Here is a 15,740-nt window from a genome sequence, read left to right on the forward strand (position 1 = left end):
TCAAAACGAATTAAAAGCGCATTAAAAACCGCCGCTGCCCTCCTCCCCTACCCAATGGCCCGCTGTACCCACGGCTTCAGCCCCGGTACCCGCGCCAGGCGCACGGCGGCATTCACCAGCCACGCCTTGTTGCTGAGAAAACGCATGAGGCGGTAGCTTTTGGCCAGCTTCCGGCCGATTTTGTGGGCCACCTGCGCATCGTATTGCTGCATAAACTCGGCGCTGAAATCCTGCTGCTTAAAACACGCCGCCGCCTGCGCCCCGGCCAAGATGCCGCTCTGAATTGCTGTGTCGATGCCGTGGCCCTGCAGCGGGTCAATCAGCGAAGCCGCGTCGCCGCAGAGCATGAACCGGCCACCGCTGATAAGCCGCTCCCGCCCGCCACCTAATGGCAGGCCAAACCCTACAATGGGGCCCAACGGCCGCGCCTGGGCGAAGCGCCCGGCCAGCTCGGGGTGGGTGGCCAGCACCCGCGTCAGGGTTTCCTTGAGGTCGACTTTGTGCGCCGACACGATTTCCGACAGCATACCCAGGCCCACGTTGTAGCGCCCCGCGCCCACCGGAAACAGCCACACGTAGCCCGCCAGGTAGTCGCTGCTCAGAAAAAACTCGGTGGTGCCGCTGCTGGCCCCGGCCACGTTTTCGTAGTAGGCCCGCACGCCGGCGCAATGGTGGGCGCGGTCGAGCGGCGCGGGCAGCAGCTTGCGGCCCACAACGGAGTTGGCCCCGTCGCAGCCGACGACGACCTGGCAAGTGAGTTCGGCCCCTTCCGCCAAGTGCAGGTGCACGCACTCCGCGTCAATGTGCAAGCCTTTGAGAATGGTGTTTTCCAGAATGGTGGTGTCGGAGTGCGTGCGCACCAGCTCCAGCAGGGCCGCATCAAAGGTTTCGCGGGGGCTGTTGAAGCTGGGCAGCTTCCATTGCAGCGTGAGGCTGGCGCCGCTGGGGGCTACGAGGCGCGAGTCGCGCACATCGTCGCGCGGCTGCAGCTGCCAGAGCTGCTCCACAAACGCGGGGTCGAGCCGGCGCAGGGCTTTGAACGCCTGGCCGGGCACGGCATCGCCGCACACTTTGTCGCGGGGGAACTGGGCTTTGTCGAGCAGGGCCACGCGCAGGCCGCTCTGGCGCAAAGCCAGCGCACAGGCCGTGCCCGCCGGGCCTGCGCCCACGATGGCCACGTCGTAGTCACAAATAGCTGCTGAGGAGGTCGACACGGCTTCAAAGGTAGCGGGCGGCGCTGTAGGGCCGTGCGTACGCTTTACCGATAACTCCGGCGCAGCAGAAGGCAGCTCGACAGTCTGGCATTTTTAATTCGCAAGCTCTAGAGCAGTTTCATTGTCCGTTTTTCCGTCGTTAATTTCCCTGCATCGTATACAGAATAGCCATTGCCCGCCTTGGCCCATCGTTGTTTTCTGCCGCCATGACAACGTCCCTGCCTTCCCTGATTCCGGCCAACGACGCCTCACGGCTGGCCGCCCTCAACCGCTACCAACTGCTCGACGCCCGCCGCGAAAAAGTGCTCGATGATGTGGTGGCGGCCACGGCTCGCCTGTTTCGGGTAGCCAATGCCATGCTGTCCATTGTGGAAGAATCCAGTGTGCTGGTGAAGGCGCCGTTCAATTTGCCGGGCAACACGGAGCGGGTGCCGCGGGCGCAAAGCCTGTGCTCGGCCACAATTTTGCAAAACGACACGGTGGTATTTGAGGACGTAGACCAAAGCAGCGCGCCCGGCGTCGATACGTCGCTGGTGAAGCAGCTGGGCCTGCATTTTTACGCCGGCCACAACCTGCGCACCCCCGACGGCCACAACATCGGCACCCTGTGCCTGCTCGATGGGCCACCGCGTCATTTCGCCCTCATCGAGCGCCACCTGCTGGGCCAGCTGGCCAGCCTGGTGATGCACCTGCTGGAGCTGCGCCGCCTACTCGGGCCGCATCACGGCATTACGGCGATTTTCTGGGACGCCATCTACCGGGCCATGAGCGAGCAGCTGAATCGCCTCGGGAACTTGGCCGAAACGACGACTGCAGCCGGGGCCAGCCCCCTCACGCCGGCCAAAGCCCAGGAAGCCGGCAGCATCGTGCGCCGCCTCGACGACCTGGTGACTGCTACCTTGCGGCAGAAATGAGGCTTCCGCGCCCAATGCCCCGGCGCGGCCGCCTCCCGTTTTAGTAGAAGTATATTTGATTTTAGGCCCCTCCCTTGCCATGTCCCAGTCGACCGCTGTTCCGCCTTCCCTGATTCCAACCAACGACGCCGCGCGCCTGCAAGCCCTGGCCCGCTACCAGCTCGTGGATGCGCGCAGCGAGAAAGTGCTCGATGACGTGGTGGCCGCCACGGCGCAGCTGTTTGGCGTGTCCAACGCCATGCTCTCCATTGTGGAGAAAGACCAGGTGCTGCTGAAGGCGCCGTACAACCTGCCCATTCCCATTGAGCGCGTACTGCGCCAGCAGAGCATGTGCTCGGCCACTATTTTGCAGGACGATACGGCCGTGTACGAGGACCTGAGCGAGAGCAATGCCCCCACCGACATCGACATTTCCCTGCTGCAGCAGCTGGGGCTGCACTTCTACGCCGGCCACAACCTGCGCACCCCCGACGGTTTCAACCTGGGCTCGCTGTGTCTGTACGATGGCCCGCCTCGGCATTTTGCCCCGGCGGAGCGGAAACTGCTGGCCCAACTGGCCGGCCTGGCCATGCACCTGCTGGAGCTGCGGCGCCTGCTCGGGGCGCACGCCGGAGCCACCGCCGCGCTTTGGGAAACCGTGTACAAGGTCATTGGCTCCCAATTGGCGGGCCTCACTGCTCTGGTGGAGCAAAACACCACGGACGGCAAACCGGCGGAACTCACCCCCGCCCTGGCCCACGACGCCGGCATCATTGTCGACGTTATCGACCAGTTTGTCACCACGGCCCTCAATCGGATATAGCGCGCCGGAGCGACGTACTTTTGCGGCGTTTCCGTGTTTGCAGTATGATGGTTGAACAAAACGAGGTAAAAACGCTGGCTCTGCTGGGCGCTACGGGCTCTATTGGCACGCAGGCGCTGGAGGTGGTGCGCCAGCAGCCCGGCCGCTTCCAGGTGGCCGTGCTCAGTGCGCAGCGGCAGTGGGAATTGCTGGCCCGGCAGGCCCTGGAGTTCCGGCCGGCCGTGGTGGTCATTGGCGACGAGGCTTTTTATCAGCCCCTGAAAGCCGCCCTGGCCGGCCAGCCCGAAACCCAGGTGCTAGCCGGCGCGGCTGCCCTGGCCGAGGTGGTGACCCGGCCCGAAATCGATATTGTGCTCACCGCGCTGGTGGGCTACGCCGGCCTGCTGCCCACCGTGGCCGCCATCCGGGCCGGCAAGGACATTGCCCTGGCCAACAAGGAAACCCTGGTAGTAGCCGGCGAGCTGATTACGGGCCTCATCAAAAAGCACAACGTGCGCCTGCTGCCCGTCGATTCGGAACACTCCGCCATTTTCCAGTGCTTGGTAGGCGAGGCGCAGAACCCGGTCGAGAAAATCATTCTCACGGCTTCCGGTGGCCCCTTTCGCGGCCGTTCGGCCCTCGAAATGGAGTCCGTGACCAAGGCCCAGGCCCTCAGGCACCCGAACTGGGACATGGGCGCCAAAATCACCATCGACTCAGCCTCGCTCATGAACAAGGGCCTGGAAGTTATCGAAGCCAAATGGCTGTTCGGCCTGACCAATGAGCAGATTGACGTGGTGGTGCACCCGCAAAGCATTGTGCACTCGCTCGTGCAGTTTCAGGACGGCTCGCTGAAGGCGCAACTGGGCCTGCCCGACATGAAGCTGCCCATCCAATACGCCCTGGGCTACCCGCAGCGGCTGGCCAATACCTTTCCGCGCTTCTCCTTCCTCGACTACCCCACGCTCACCTTCGAGGCCCCCGACCGGGCCGCTTTTCCCAATCTGGAGCTGGCCTTCGGGGCCATGCGGCGGGGCGGCAACGCGCCCTGCGTGCTCAACGCAGCCAACGAAGTGGCCGTGGCCGCCTTTTTGCGGGAGCAGGTTGGCTTCCGGCAGATGTCCGACCTTGTGGCGGGGTGCCTGGCGCGGGTGTCGTACCTTGCGGAGCCGTTATTGGCCGACTTGGTGGCAACCGATGCGGAAACGCGCCGCGTGGCCGAAACGCTTCTGTAAAAACAATTGTCATCGCTCTTGTTGTGGCGGTTATGCTGAGCGGAGTCGAAGCATCTCTACCGCAGGAGTAACTCATTTACTATTGCGGTAGAGATGCTTCGACTCCGCTCAGCATAACCGCCTTTTAAACCCACTACACTAGTTATTCTCCTTGGAAATTCTCACCATGATTGGCCAGCTGGTGCTGGCCCTCTCCATACTGGTTGGCTTGCACGAATTCGGCCATTTTGCCTTCGCCAAGCTCTTTAAAATTCGGGTCGATAAGTTCTACATCTTCTTCGACTTCCTGTTTCCGATGCCGAGCGTGATGAATTTCGCGCTGCTGAAAAAGAAGGTGGGCGAGACGGAATACGGCATTGGCTGGTTCCCATTGGGCGGCTACGTGCAGATTCACGGCATGATTGACGAGACACAGGACGCCTCGGCCCTGGCCGGCCCGCCGCAGCCCGACGAGTTTCGGGGCAAGCCGGCCTGGCAGCGCCTGCTGGTGATGCTGGGCGGCATCATCATGAACGTGGTGCTCGGCATCCTCATTTTTGGGGCGATGACGTTCCATTACGGCGACACGTTTTTGCCGGCTTCGGAGGCCCGCTACGGCATTCTGCCCAACGGCCTGGGCCGTGAAATCGGCTTCCGCACCGGCGACAAAATTGTCAAAATCAACGGCCGGCCGTTCACCGAGTTTGATGATGTGTACCGTCCCGAGGTCATCATGGGCGACAACTCCTACTACACCGTGGAGCGCGAAGGCCAGTTGACGGACATCAAAATCCCGAACAATTTCCTCGACAAATTCGGCAAGCAGAGCGCCGACAGCCTGCTGGTGCGCCCCCGTGAAACCTTTGCCGTAGACCGCGTGACGCCCGGCGGCAACGCCGCCAAAGCCGGCTTGCAGGCCGGCGACGTTATCAAGAGCGTGGCCGGCCAGCCGGTGCAGTTCTTCGACGAGCTGCAAGCCGTGCTGCTGGCCAACAAGGACAAGAAGGTGCCCGTGGTGGTGGAGCGCAACGGCCAAACCTTGCCGCTCGCCATTGAAGTTACCAGCTCGGGCCGCATCGGCTTCGAGCGGAAGTCGACGCTGCACCTCGGCACCCGCCACTACTCGCTGGCCGAGTCTATTCCGCAGGGCGTGAGCAAGGCGTTTGGGGTGATTGGCTTGCAGGCCCGCGCTTTCAGCAAGATTTTCAAGGGGCAGGCTTCGGCTTCCGAGAGCCTGGGCGGGCCGGTCGAAATTGCCCAGCAATTCGGTGGCACCTGGGACTGGCAGCACTTCTGGGGCCTGGCCGGCGGCCTGAGCATGGTGCTGGCTTTCATGAACCTGCTGCCTATTCCGGCGCTCGATGGCGGTCACGTCGTGTTCCTGCTCTACGAAATGATTCTGCGCCGCAAGCCGTCAGATAAGTTTCTGGAAGGTGCCCAGCGCGTGGGCACGGTGCTTATTCTGGCCCTGATGGCCTACGTCATCGTGTTCAAGCAGGTGATGAAGCTGTTTCACTAATTTAGAATACCCGAGCAAATTGGCACGATAACCGAACGTCATGCTGAGCGGAGCCGAAGCATCTCTACCCCGCAACTAATTTGATTTTAGTGCAGCAGTAGAGATGCTTCGGCTTCGCTCAGCATGACGTTCTTTTTTATAACTATTTCTCCCCTGCCATTCCATGCGTCTACTTGCTGCTTTAGCTGCTGCGTTGCTGCTGTTTCCGTTGGCCGGGGCTGCACCGTTGCACGCCTACCACTCCACCATCACGGAGTTGCGCTACAATGCTGCCAAAAAGCAGTTGGAGCTGTCGGTAAAAGTGTTTACGGATGACTTCGAACGCGCGCTTTCGCAGGGCCAGCCGGCGCACGTAAACCTCACGGATGCCGGGCCGCGCCCACTGGCTCTGGCCACCGCCTATCTGGTGCGCACGCTCCAGGTGAGTACGCCGGCCGGGGCCCCGTTGCCCTTGCAAGTACTTGGAATGCAGGCCGAAAATGATGGGTACTGGTTCTATTGCAAAGTATCGCTGCCGGGGCCGATGGCCGGCGTGAAGCTGCGCCAGGCCATGCTGCTGGACGTTTTCGGCGATGAGATGAACATTGTGAACATCGAGGCGGGCGGCAAAAAGCAAAGCGCCCTTTTCCGGGCCGGCCACGAGCAGGAAGTGCTGACGTGGTGATGTAGCATGGACTCTTGAGAGTCCGCGCGTTTTGTGGTCTATGCGCGGACTCTCAGCGTCCACGCTAGGCTTCCAACGCCCCGCGCAGAAACTGGCTGAACGGCACCATGGCCCGGAATACGTTCACCACATGCGTCCGGAAATCCTCGTGGCCCAGCACTTCCGCATCGGTCATCGTGTGCGAGGCGATGAATGATTTGTGCTTCAGCAGCTCAATTTCGGGATGGTCGACGGAGTAAGCGGCGGGCGACTTCTTGAGCTTGTCACCGCTCATTCCGCCGAAATAGCGCTGGAAATCGGGTGCGGCCAGAATGCCTTTCAGGTCGGCGGCGTTGTAGTCGATTTCCTGGCGGATGGCCGCTAGCTGCGTTTTGTCGGGCATATAGAGGCCGCCACCGATGAGTGTATTGCCATTTGGCCCGATTTGCACGTAGTAGCCAGGGGTTTCAATGTCCTTGCCGCTGGCCGTGAAGTAGGCCGAGAAATGCGTCTTGTACGGGTCCTTGTTGTTGCTGAAGCGCACGTCGCGGTAGATGCGGAAGATGCTTTTGCGGCCCTGTGGCCCGGCGATGGCCGGGTCGAGCTTCGCCAGCTCCTGAAACCAGAACTCGGCATCTTCCTCAAACTGCTTGCGAAGCTGGTCGTAGGTAGCCTTGCGCTCCTGAAACCAGGCCCGGTCGTTGTTTTTGGTGAGGGCGGCGAGGAAGGTAAAGAGAGGTTTGAGCTGCATGAGCGGTGAGGAAGTTTGAATCTGCGTCATTTTTTGAACGTCATGCCGAGCGCAGCCGAGGCATCTCGCGTGCAACAGTGAACCTTGTTGTTTGGATTACTGCCCCGAGCAAGATGCCCCGGCTGCGCTCGGCATGACGTGCTTTTCCTTTTGTTCAATCATCATCGCCTTCCTCGCCGCGCTGGGCCCTTGCCTCGCGCACGGCGGCGCTGCGGCGCGGGGCGGGCATGTGGCTGTGCTCGCCCCGAATGGCCTGCCAGATATTTTCGTTGAAGGCCAAATCCGGGGCGGCGTCTTCGCGGCTCATGTCGAATTTGAGGGAACGCCGGGCGGGGGCGTTGAAAGCGGTATTGCGCACGTCCTGCGGAGTGGTGGCGGGGCGCAGCGCGTAAGGCTTGAAATCGGCCTTAGCCGTGAAGCAGGCCCACAGCGGCAGGGCGGCGGCGTCGTACTGGCTCATGGGCGGCAGGCCGAGGATGAGCTCCAGCGTGCGCAGCATGCCGGAAGTGGTATAGGCGGTGTGCACCACCGCGTGGCGGCGGATGTAGGGCCCGATGAGGTAGGCCGTGGAGCGGTGCGCGTCGATGTGGTCGGGGCCGTTCTGGGCGTCGTCCTCCACTATCATCACCACCGATTCCTTCCAGACCGGGCTGTGCGAGAGGTGCTCTATCATTCGGCCCAGGGCCAGGTCGTTGTCGGCGGCGTAGGACCACGGGTGCAGTTCGCCTTTGCGGGCGCCGTAGGTGTGGTCGTTGGGCAGGCGGATGATGCTGAGGTCGGGCAGCTTATTCGCGGCCACCAGCTGGTCGAAGTCCTGCTCCCACACCTTCTCGCGGTCCACGTCCTTTACGCGTAAATCGAAGCCCGCGTAATTCTTGCAATAATTGGCCGCAATAACCCGCGAAGTGGGTTTTCCCTGAAACACAAACTCGCCGTAGGACCGGAACGTGCGGCCGGCGCGCAGGCAGTAGTCCCACAGAAAGCCGTCTTTGGGCTCGGCCACTTCGCCCCGGTTGCCCTCGAAATCGTATTCGCCACCACGGGCGCTGTAGTAGCTGGGCCAGCTTTTTTCCACAAAGTCGGTGGCGTAAGCGGCCGTGCTCCAGTTGTGGCCGTCGGCGCTTACCTCGGCATCCACATAAAAATTATCGAGCAGCACAAACTCCCGCGTGAGGGCGTGGTGGTTGGGCGTCACCTTTTCGGGGAAGAGGCAGAGGCTGACGTCGCCGTTACCGGCCGGGAGGTCGCCGAGCACTTGGTCGTAGGTCCGGTTTTCCTTGATGATATAAAAAACGTGCTTGATGGGCGAGGCATCGCCCACGCGCTGCGGCACGGGGCTACCGGCCGGTACCTCGGGCGCGGCTTCGCGGGTTTTGGTGAAGGGCGTATTGGCATACACCTGGGCCGAGAACGTAGCCAGCGCCGCCGCGTCGGGCACAGGCAGGCGCGAGAGTGAGCCTTTTAGCAGGCCACCGATGTAGCCGGCGCCTTTCTCGCCCACGTCGCGCACGGGATTGGGGCCGTGCGGGTTGGGCAGCGAGGTACTGCCTTTTCCGTTGAGAACCAGCAGCTGCTGGCCCACCACCCGCACCGCCGTGGGGTACCAGCCGGTGGGGATGAAGCCCAGCGGCCGGCTGGCGCGGGGCTCGCGCACATCGAACACGGCCAGGCAGTTATTATCGGCGTTGGCGATGAAGAGCTGGCTGTCATCGGCGCTCAGGGCCAGGCCATCGGGCGTGCTGCCGGCGGGCGAGGCCGGAAACAGGGCAGTATTCAGCGTTTCGATGACCTGACCAAGACGGGTATCGATGACCGAAACCGAATTGCTGTTGGCGTTGGCTACGAACAGGCGGCGACCGTCGCGGCTCAGGACCAAGTCGTTGGGGTGGCTCTCGACGGTCATACTGGGTAATAATTGCTGCCGTTCCACGTCGTACACCGCTACCGCATGGCCGCCCCACAGCGTGATGTACAATCGAGTTCCATCGGGGCTGAGCACAACACCATAGGCTTCGGCGGGCAGCTTGAGGGTGCTAAGAATTTTCTTCGTTTTCAGGTCGAAGGAATACAGCGAATTATCCTCGCGCGTCACGGCATACAGCCGCTGCCCGCGGCCATCAACGGCCAGCCCGGCCACGCCAATTTTCTGCTTGGGCCACTTTTCACCCAATACCAGAGCGCTATCGGGCAGTAGCTTCTGCCCTTCCACTTTGAAGCAGTGAATGCGATTATGCTGGCCGCCAGAGGCATAGAGCGTGCGGCCATCGAGCCCGAAAGCCAGCCCTGCCCAGGCCGCCGGCACCACGCGGGTATCGAGCAGCTGGCCGGTGGCAGCATCCAGAAGCTGGACCGAATTCTGGCCCCAGCCGGCATTCACCACGGCGGCCAGGCGGCCATCGGGGCTGATTTGCAGGTTCAGGGGCAGGTCGCCGAGGGGCGTGGCCGTGCCGGCGGGGCTCAGCTTCCAGCCGTTGGGCAGCAAAGTTTGGGCGGTGCCGGCAATGGGGCCGGGCAGTACACCGGGGGCGTCAGGGGCGGTCTTGGTGCTGGGGTTGCCGGAGCAGCTCAGCAGCACCAGCAAAGGCAACACCGTGGCCACAAGGCAAAATCCTGAAGCTATGCGCATAGTAAAAAACACGGCTAGAACTATCGCCGCGCAGGGCTGCGAAGGTAGCGGGCAGGGCCCGCAACTGGCTACCGAAATCGGCTGGCGGCTGTGAACGGGCAACCCTCGACCAATGCGATTTGAAAAAATGTCAGTGCTAATTCTTCGCCCTTTTCTTTGGAAGCTGGACCCGTGAGCGTAATTTTCCACCTATCTAAAATAGAAACTCCTGAATGCCGTTGTAGGTGCATTCATTCTCATAACCGTTTGTTTTTATGCTGCGTCGTTTGTTGTGCTCCGGGCTGTTGCTGCTGCCCCTTTGCCAGTTGCTGGTCCAATCCTGTACCGCTGCGCCGGCTTCTGCTTCTGATGCGGCTACTGCCGCTCTTGGCGATACTACTGGCGCGGCGTTCTGGCAGCAGCAGCTTCGGTTTCCGCGGGTGCGGGCCGCCAAGGCCACTGCCGGCCCCAAAGTGGCCAGCCTTCTCCGCACGCATGCCCTCGACCCCAACCACCTGGAAATCATGCTCCGCCTCATTAAAACCAACATGGAGGTGGAGGTGTGGGCCCGCAACCAAGGCGCGGGGCCGTTTGAGCTGCTGCACGCTTACCCCCTGGCGGCCACTTCGGGCACGCTCGGCCCCAAGCGCCAGGCCGGCGACTACCAGGTGCCGGAGGGTTTCTACGAAATCGACCGCTTCAACCCCAACAGTAATTTCCACCTTTCGCTGGGCCTCAACTACCCCAACGCCGCCGACCGCGCCCTAGGCGAACCCAACCCCGGCGGCGACATTTTCATTCACGGCGGGGCGGTCACCATCGGCTGCATGCCCATCACCGATGCCGGTATCGAGGAAGTGTACCTGCTGGCCGTGGCGGCGCGGGCAGCGGGCCAGGCCGTGATTCCGGTGCACATTTTCCCGTTTCCGCTGACGGAAGAAATGCTGGCCAAACGCGTCGACAGCCCGCACTACGACTTTTGGAAAGGGCTGGTGGCCGGCTATTCCTATTTTGAGGAGAAACACCAGCTGCCCGAGCCGGCCCAGCTGGCGCAAACCGGGCAGTAATTGAGGGCATTTTTACGTAATTTTTCACCGGAAATGATGCTGCGCCGCTTGTTCTGCTTGCTGCTGTTACTGCTGCCCGCGCTGCACGTACTGGCGCAGCCACGTTCTTTGCCAGTAGGCAGTGACGCTACCTCGTTTTTGAATGAGCAGCTACGGTTCCGGCGGGTGCGGGCCGCACAGGCGACAGCGGGCGACAAAATAGCCGGGCAGCTACGGCGCCACCACATTGCTTCGCAGCATCTTGAGCTCTTTCTGCGTCTCATCAAGACCAACCGGGCGCTGGAGGTGTGGGCCCGCAATGCGGGCGAAGGGCCATTCTCGCTGTTGCAGGCGTATCCACTCGCTACTTTTTCGGGGAGTTTGGGACCGAAGCGCCACGCCGGTGATGAGCAGGTGCCCGAAGGCTTCTACGAAATTGACCGCTTCAATCCGGCCAGTTGCTGTCACCTCTCACTCGGCCTCAACTATCCCAACGCGGCCGACCGGGCCCTGGGCGAACCCGAGCCTGGCGGCGACATTTTCATTCACGGCGGAACGCTCACGGCTGGCTGCCTACCCATTACCGACGCGGGCATTGAGGAAGTGTACTGGCTGGCGGTGCTGGCACGAACCGCCGGGCAATTAGTGATTCCGGTGCATATTTTTCCCTTTCCCATGACCCAGGAAGAAATGGCCATCCGACAGGGAAGCCCCAATGAAGCCTTTTGGCAAGGGTTATTCCCACAATACGAGTACTTCACGTTGCATCAACAATTGCCTACTCCCGCCCAGTTGGCCAGAACGCGGCAGTAGCCCACCGCTTTCGGCTTGCACTGCTGCCTAACTTGCGACGTGCCCCGCCTGCTGCTGTTTTTTCTGACCTTAGTCGCCCTCTTCAACCTGAGCCGCCTCGTGCGGGAGCCTCGCCCCGACGCCGACCGGCCCATGGATTTCCGTACCTGCTACGTGGGCCAAGCCGTGCTGCGCCAGGGCCAGAATCCTTACGACGACCGGACGCTCAAGCGCGGCTGGCAGCGCATCACGCGGCAGGAGCAGCTCCTTAGCCGCACTCAGCCGGGCCTGCCCAACCTGCCATTTCTATACCCGCCGTGGGCGGCGGCGCTGTTCGGGCTCACTATTGGCCGGGTGCCGTATGCGGTGGCATGGCCGCTGTGGTACGGGCTGGCTCTGCTAAGTCTGGGGCTGCTGGCTTGGCTATGGCCGAAAGTACTGCCTGCTGAAATTGGCCAAACAGTACCGTGGTGGCACTTGTTGCTGGCGGCCGCGGCCTTAAAAGGCACCGTACCGGCTTTGCTCACCGGGCAGCCCACTTTTGCGGCCCTGGCGCTGGGCGTGGGCGCACTAGCCGTTGGGCAACGGCGGAAGCATAGCTTCTGGTCACAGGTGCTGGCGGGTATTCTGTTGGGCCTGGCGGCGTTTAAGGTGACGTTGCTGCTGCCGTTTGCCGCGTGGTTTCTGTGGCAGCGGCAGTGGCTGGCGTTGGCTGTGGCGGCAGCCGTGGTTGGAATATTGAGTGCGCTGGCGTGGCACTGGGCCGCTTTTCCGCACGAGTTGCTGCCTACTTACCAACACCTGCTGGCCCAGGTGCGCGCCCAATCTTTCGACCCCGCCGACCCCGATTATCCCCTCACTCAAGGCATGACTTTGCGGCTGGAGCTGGGCAATGTGCTGGAATGGCTGCGGCCCGGCAGCAGCCCGTGGCACCCGCTGCTGCACGGGGCCCTGTGGCTGGTGGCTCTGCTCCGGCTGACGTGGCTGCGGCGGCAGGGCCTCCGGCTGGCCAACTGGTACGTGTTTCTGGTGCTGAGTACGCTCACGCTGCTTACCACATATCACCTCTATTACGACGCCATTCTGCTTCTGCCGCTGCTGGCCTTCGGAGTTGGCTTGCCGCGTCGGTGGCAATGGGCGTTGCTGGCTCTGCTGTTGCCCATGCTACTGCCACTCAACGGCATAGCGCTGGCGCTGGGCAATCCGGCGAGCTTGCACTTTGTGTATTTCCTGATGCCGCTGTCGCTGCTGGGTATGCTGCTGGTGTTGCTGGCCCGGCCGGTGGAAAACGTTGTGACGAACAGCACGTCCTGCTGAGCTTGTCGAAGCATCTCTACCTCGGAAGTAATTCATTTACTGCTGCGGTAGAGATGCTTCGACAAGCTCAGCAGGACGTGCTATTAACGCACCACCCGGCACGGTTTTTTCGTTAAGCCGCATCATCACCCGCTTTTCTTTTTTATGAAACGCTTTTTTCTAGCCTTGCTGCCGCTTGTACTCTCCCTGACGGTTAGCGCCCAGCGCCCCACCGATATCTGGTATTTCGGCCAGCAGGCCGGGCTTAGCTTCGCCGATGGCACCCCCAAACCGCTGAACGACGGCAAGATGAGCACCTACGAGGGCTGCGCCGTGGCCACCACTTCGCGCGGCGAGCTGTTGTTTTATACCAACGGCGAAACCGTATGGAACCGCGAACACAAGCCCATGCCCAACGGCAACCACCTGATGGGCAGCGGCAGCAGCACCCAGTCGGCCCTCATCGTGCCCGACCCCGGCTCGGGCAACATTTTCTACATTTTTACGGTGGCGCCACAAGGCACGCCCAACGGCCTGCGCTACTCCACCGTGGACATGACCCGCGCCGATGGCCTCGGCGACCTACCGCGCGTGAACGCGCTGCTCATTCAGCCGGTGGCCGAAAAGCTGGCCGCCGTGCGCCATGCCAACGGCCGCGACGTGTGGGTGGTGGCCCACCGCTGGAACTCCAACGCCTTCGTGAGCTACCTCGTCACGGCCGACGGCGTATCGGGCAAGCCCCTGATGAGCAACGTGGGCAGCATGAACGCCGGCCCCGGCCGCAACGCCATCGGCGCCCTCAAGTTCTCGCCCGATGGCAAGCACCTGGCCGCCGCCCTCTGGCGCGAAACCAACAAGTTTGAAATATACGATTTTGACCGCAGCACCGGCAAGGTGAGCAACCCGCGCAGCTTCGGGCCTTACGCCGAGGCCTACGGCGTGGAGTTTTCGTCGGATGGCTCGAAAGTGTACGGCACCTGCAACGGCGTGGGCGGCGGCGAAACCCAAATCTGGCAGTTCGACCTCAAAACCAAAGCCCAAGCGCTGGTGGGCAAGTCGGCCAACCGCAAAATCGGCGCCCTGCAGTTGGGGCCGGATGGCCGCATCTACGTGGCCCGTGAGGACAATCCCAACCTCGGCGTTATTGAGCAGCCCAACGCATCAGGCAAGGACTGCAAATACGTGGATGAAGGCCTGAAGCTGGGCGGCCGGCGCAGCAAGCTGGGCCTGCCCGCTTTCGTAGTAGTGCCCTGACGCTTCATACAGGGAGCAGGGATAAACAGAACGTCATGCTGAGCGCAGCCGAAGCATCTCGCGTGCAAGAGTAATCCTTTCGATTCAACGATTGAGTTACTACCCCGAGCGAGATGCTTCGGCTGCGCTCAGCATGACGTTCTGGTTTTCCAGACGGATAACCGGTTAAGCAACCGGCCTATTCCCTCTCCGTGCTGCCGATTTTGAAGCGCAGCAAGCCAAAGGCGACCGAAGAGTACGGCGAGTTTTCGCTCAGCAGGCCCACCAGGTCGCGGGTGCTGATGCCGGCTTCCCACACGGGCGTCACGAAGGTAAGGCCCAGCGGCAGGCTCTTGCCATAGCCCGCGCCATCGGTGAAGCCGCTGCTCAATTTCAGCCAGTGCAGGGGCTTATAGTCGACGCCCACGCCCACGAAGGTCGAGGTGAGGTTGCCGGCCACTTTGTTGAGAGGCAGCGTCACATCGACGCCCGCTTCGAAAAACTGGCTGATGCGCACGCCGCCGCCCAGGCGCATCTTAGCTGGCAGGTCGGCTTTGCGCTCCTTGGCCGCTTCGTATGTAAACAACGTCGACTCGGTGTTGCTGAACTGCTTGCTGATTTCGTTAATAACGTCGTAGGTGCTCAGACCGGTGCTGTTTACCTGCTGCAATTTCTGGTCTTGCGCCTGCAACACGTTGCCCGTCCAGGTCATCGAGCCCAAGTCGGTCACCGAAGCGCCGACCCGCACCATTTTACCGATTTCAGCTGCCAAACCGAAATCGTACCCGTTGCCGTGCCCCACGGGCTGCAACCCGGTGCCCGACTCCAAATTCAAACTACCGGTAGTTACCTTGCTATAATCAATTTTAAACAGCGGCGACAGCGCGTTGTAGGCATAGAGCGTGCCCCCGGTCGTCCGCACGTCGGCAATGCCGATGCCCTGAATGTAGCGGTAGCCCACGCCAGCCGAGAGCTTGAACCCGGTCTTGTCGAGTATCTGCTTGCCATAGGAGATGTTAAACTCACTGGTCCAAGCTGCCTGAATGGCGGTACCCTCCAGAAAGGACGCGACCCCGATGGTTTTGCCCGTGGGCGTGACGGTGCCCGAAGCATAAGCGTAATAGGGCTGTAGACTGGCCGCCGACTTACCATTGACGATAACATCGGCCGCGTTCTGGTTCAGAGCCAGATGGCCCACTACGCGCTGGCGGTTGCTTATGGCAAGGCCGCCCAAGCCATTGGGCAGGGTCACGGCCAAGCCCAGGGTTGTCACGTCAGCATTCAGATTCAGCACGTTTTCGCCGGTGAGCTGCTGCGTCAGCAGGGTCTTGTCAGCTGGCGTCAGGCTTTGGCCGCCGTCGTACAGGATGTGCTTGAACATGGTTTTGGTGAGCGACTGCGAGCCCGCACCAACTCCGGTTTCGGCAATGGTGAATGCCACCTTGAAGTTAGTGGCCCGGCCCAGGTTGGCGGGGTTGATGCCAATGGTCTGATAATCGGTGGCAAACGTGTTGATAACGCCGCCCCGGCCGGTGGCCGAGAAGTTGCTCAGCTCGTTTTGGGCCAGCGCGGCCGTGGGCAGCGCCAGCCCGGCGGCCAGCAGTAGGTGGGGAATAGGTGCTCTCATGTTGCAGGCAAAAAAAGGGGTGAGGGGATAGGTGGAGCGGGTGGGAAGGGGCAGGACGAGGTGCGAAAGAACCAGCGGGCCTGCAGCACCGCCAACTGCAGTCGG

13 protein-coding genes are annotated in these 15,740 nt (G+C 61.8%); 9 read left to right on the forward strand and 4 right to left on the reverse strand.

What is annotated here, in order from left to right; genetic code table 11:
- Positions 1 to 47: 47 nt before the first annotated feature.
- Entirely contained in the window at positions 48 to 1,214 is a 1,167-nt protein-coding gene (locus JKL48_RS14230) for a geranylgeranyl reductase family protein (RefSeq protein ID WP_201983583.1), read from the reverse strand.
- Between the two features lie 206 nt (positions 1,215 to 1,420).
- Here JKL48_RS14230 and JKL48_RS14235 point away from each other — a divergent pair, with 206 nt between their 5' ends.
- From JKL48_RS14235 to JKL48_RS14255, 5 genes are all read left to right on the forward strand, one after another.
- Complete coding sequence (locus tag JKL48_RS14235; RefSeq protein ID WP_201983584.1) at positions 1,421 to 2,128, forward strand: GAF domain-containing protein; 708 nt, start codon at positions 1,421 to 1,423, stop codon at positions 2,126 to 2,128.
- A 79-nt stretch (positions 2,129 to 2,207) separates the two neighbouring features.
- Positions 2,208 to 2,930, forward strand: a complete 723-nt coding sequence (locus JKL48_RS14240; protein ID WP_201983586.1) for a GAF domain-containing protein — start codon at positions 2,208 to 2,210, stop codon at positions 2,928 to 2,930.
- 44 nt (positions 2,931 to 2,974) lie between these two features.
- Positions 2,975 to 4,144 carry a 1-deoxy-D-xylulose-5-phosphate reductoisomerase gene (locus JKL48_RS14245; RefSeq protein ID WP_394368857.1) on the forward strand — a complete coding sequence of 390 codons (1,170 nt, stop codon included), beginning with the start codon at positions 2,975 to 2,977 and terminating at the stop codon, positions 4,142 to 4,144.
- 151 nt (positions 4,145 to 4,295) lie between these two features.
- On the forward strand, positions 4,296 to 5,642 hold the full coding sequence (gene rseP, locus JKL48_RS14250) for an RIP metalloprotease RseP (protein ID WP_236668806.1): 1,347 nt from the start codon (positions 4,296 to 4,298) through the stop codon (positions 5,640 to 5,642).
- Between the two features lie 163 nt (positions 5,643 to 5,805).
- On the forward strand, positions 5,806 to 6,306 hold the full coding sequence (locus JKL48_RS14255) for a DUF6702 family protein (protein ID WP_201983588.1): 501 nt from the start codon (positions 5,806 to 5,808) through the stop codon (positions 6,304 to 6,306).
- 64 nt (positions 6,307 to 6,370) lie between these two features.
- On the opposite strand, the gene JKL48_RS14260 is transcribed toward JKL48_RS14255, so the two are convergent.
- Both JKL48_RS14260 and JKL48_RS14265 read right to left on the reverse strand, forming a co-directional pair.
- On the reverse strand, positions 6,371 to 7,036 hold the full coding sequence (locus JKL48_RS14260; RefSeq protein WP_201983595.1) for a DUF2461 domain-containing protein: 666 nt from the start codon (positions 7,034 to 7,036) through the stop codon (positions 6,371 to 6,373).
- A gap of 154 nt (positions 7,037 to 7,190) precedes the next feature.
- On the reverse strand, positions 7,191 to 9,662 hold the full coding sequence (locus tag JKL48_RS14265) for a bifunctional YncE family protein/alkaline phosphatase family protein (RefSeq protein WP_201983596.1): 2,472 nt from the start codon (positions 9,660 to 9,662) through the stop codon (positions 7,191 to 7,193).
- A gap of 254 nt (positions 9,663 to 9,916) precedes the next feature.
- Here JKL48_RS14265 and JKL48_RS14270 point away from each other — a divergent pair, with 254 nt between their 5' ends.
- The 4 genes from JKL48_RS14270 (at position 9,917) to JKL48_RS14285 (ending at position 14,029) form a co-directional block, all read left to right on the forward strand.
- Positions 9,917 to 10,708 carry a L,D-transpeptidase family protein gene (locus tag JKL48_RS14270; protein WP_201983597.1) on the forward strand — a complete coding sequence of 264 codons (792 nt, stop codon included), beginning with the start codon at positions 9,917 to 9,919 and terminating at the stop codon, positions 10,706 to 10,708.
- Positions 10,709 to 10,741: 33 nt separating this feature from the next.
- Positions 10,742 to 11,500, forward strand: a complete 759-nt coding sequence (locus JKL48_RS14275; RefSeq protein ID WP_201983598.1) for a L,D-transpeptidase family protein — start codon at positions 10,742 to 10,744, stop codon at positions 11,498 to 11,500.
- 39 nt (positions 11,501 to 11,539) lie between these two features.
- The gene (locus JKL48_RS14280; RefSeq protein WP_201983601.1) at positions 11,540 to 12,796 is read left to right on the forward strand and encodes a glycosyltransferase family 87 protein; all 1,257 of its coding nucleotides are present in this window, start codon (positions 11,540 to 11,542) and stop codon (positions 12,794 to 12,796) included.
- A 144-nt stretch (positions 12,797 to 12,940) separates the two neighbouring features.
- Complete coding sequence (locus JKL48_RS14285) at positions 12,941 to 14,029, forward strand: WD40 repeat domain-containing protein (RefSeq protein ID WP_201983602.1); 1,089 nt, start codon at positions 12,941 to 12,943, stop codon at positions 14,027 to 14,029.
- Positions 14,030 to 14,207: 178 nt separating this feature from the next.
- Here JKL48_RS14285 and JKL48_RS14290 read toward each other — a convergent pair whose 3' ends face one another.
- Positions 14,208 to 15,635 (reverse strand): DUF5723 family protein, encoded by a 1,428-nt coding sequence (locus JKL48_RS14290; RefSeq protein WP_201983603.1) that lies wholly within the window; start codon positions 15,633 to 15,635, stop codon positions 14,208 to 14,210.
- Between the last annotated feature and the right edge of the window lie 105 nt (positions 15,636 to 15,740).

Source organism: Hymenobacter rubidus (assembly GCF_016734815.1).
Lineage (GTDB): Bacteria > Bacteroidota > Bacteroidia > Cytophagales > Hymenobacteraceae > Hymenobacter > Hymenobacter rubidus.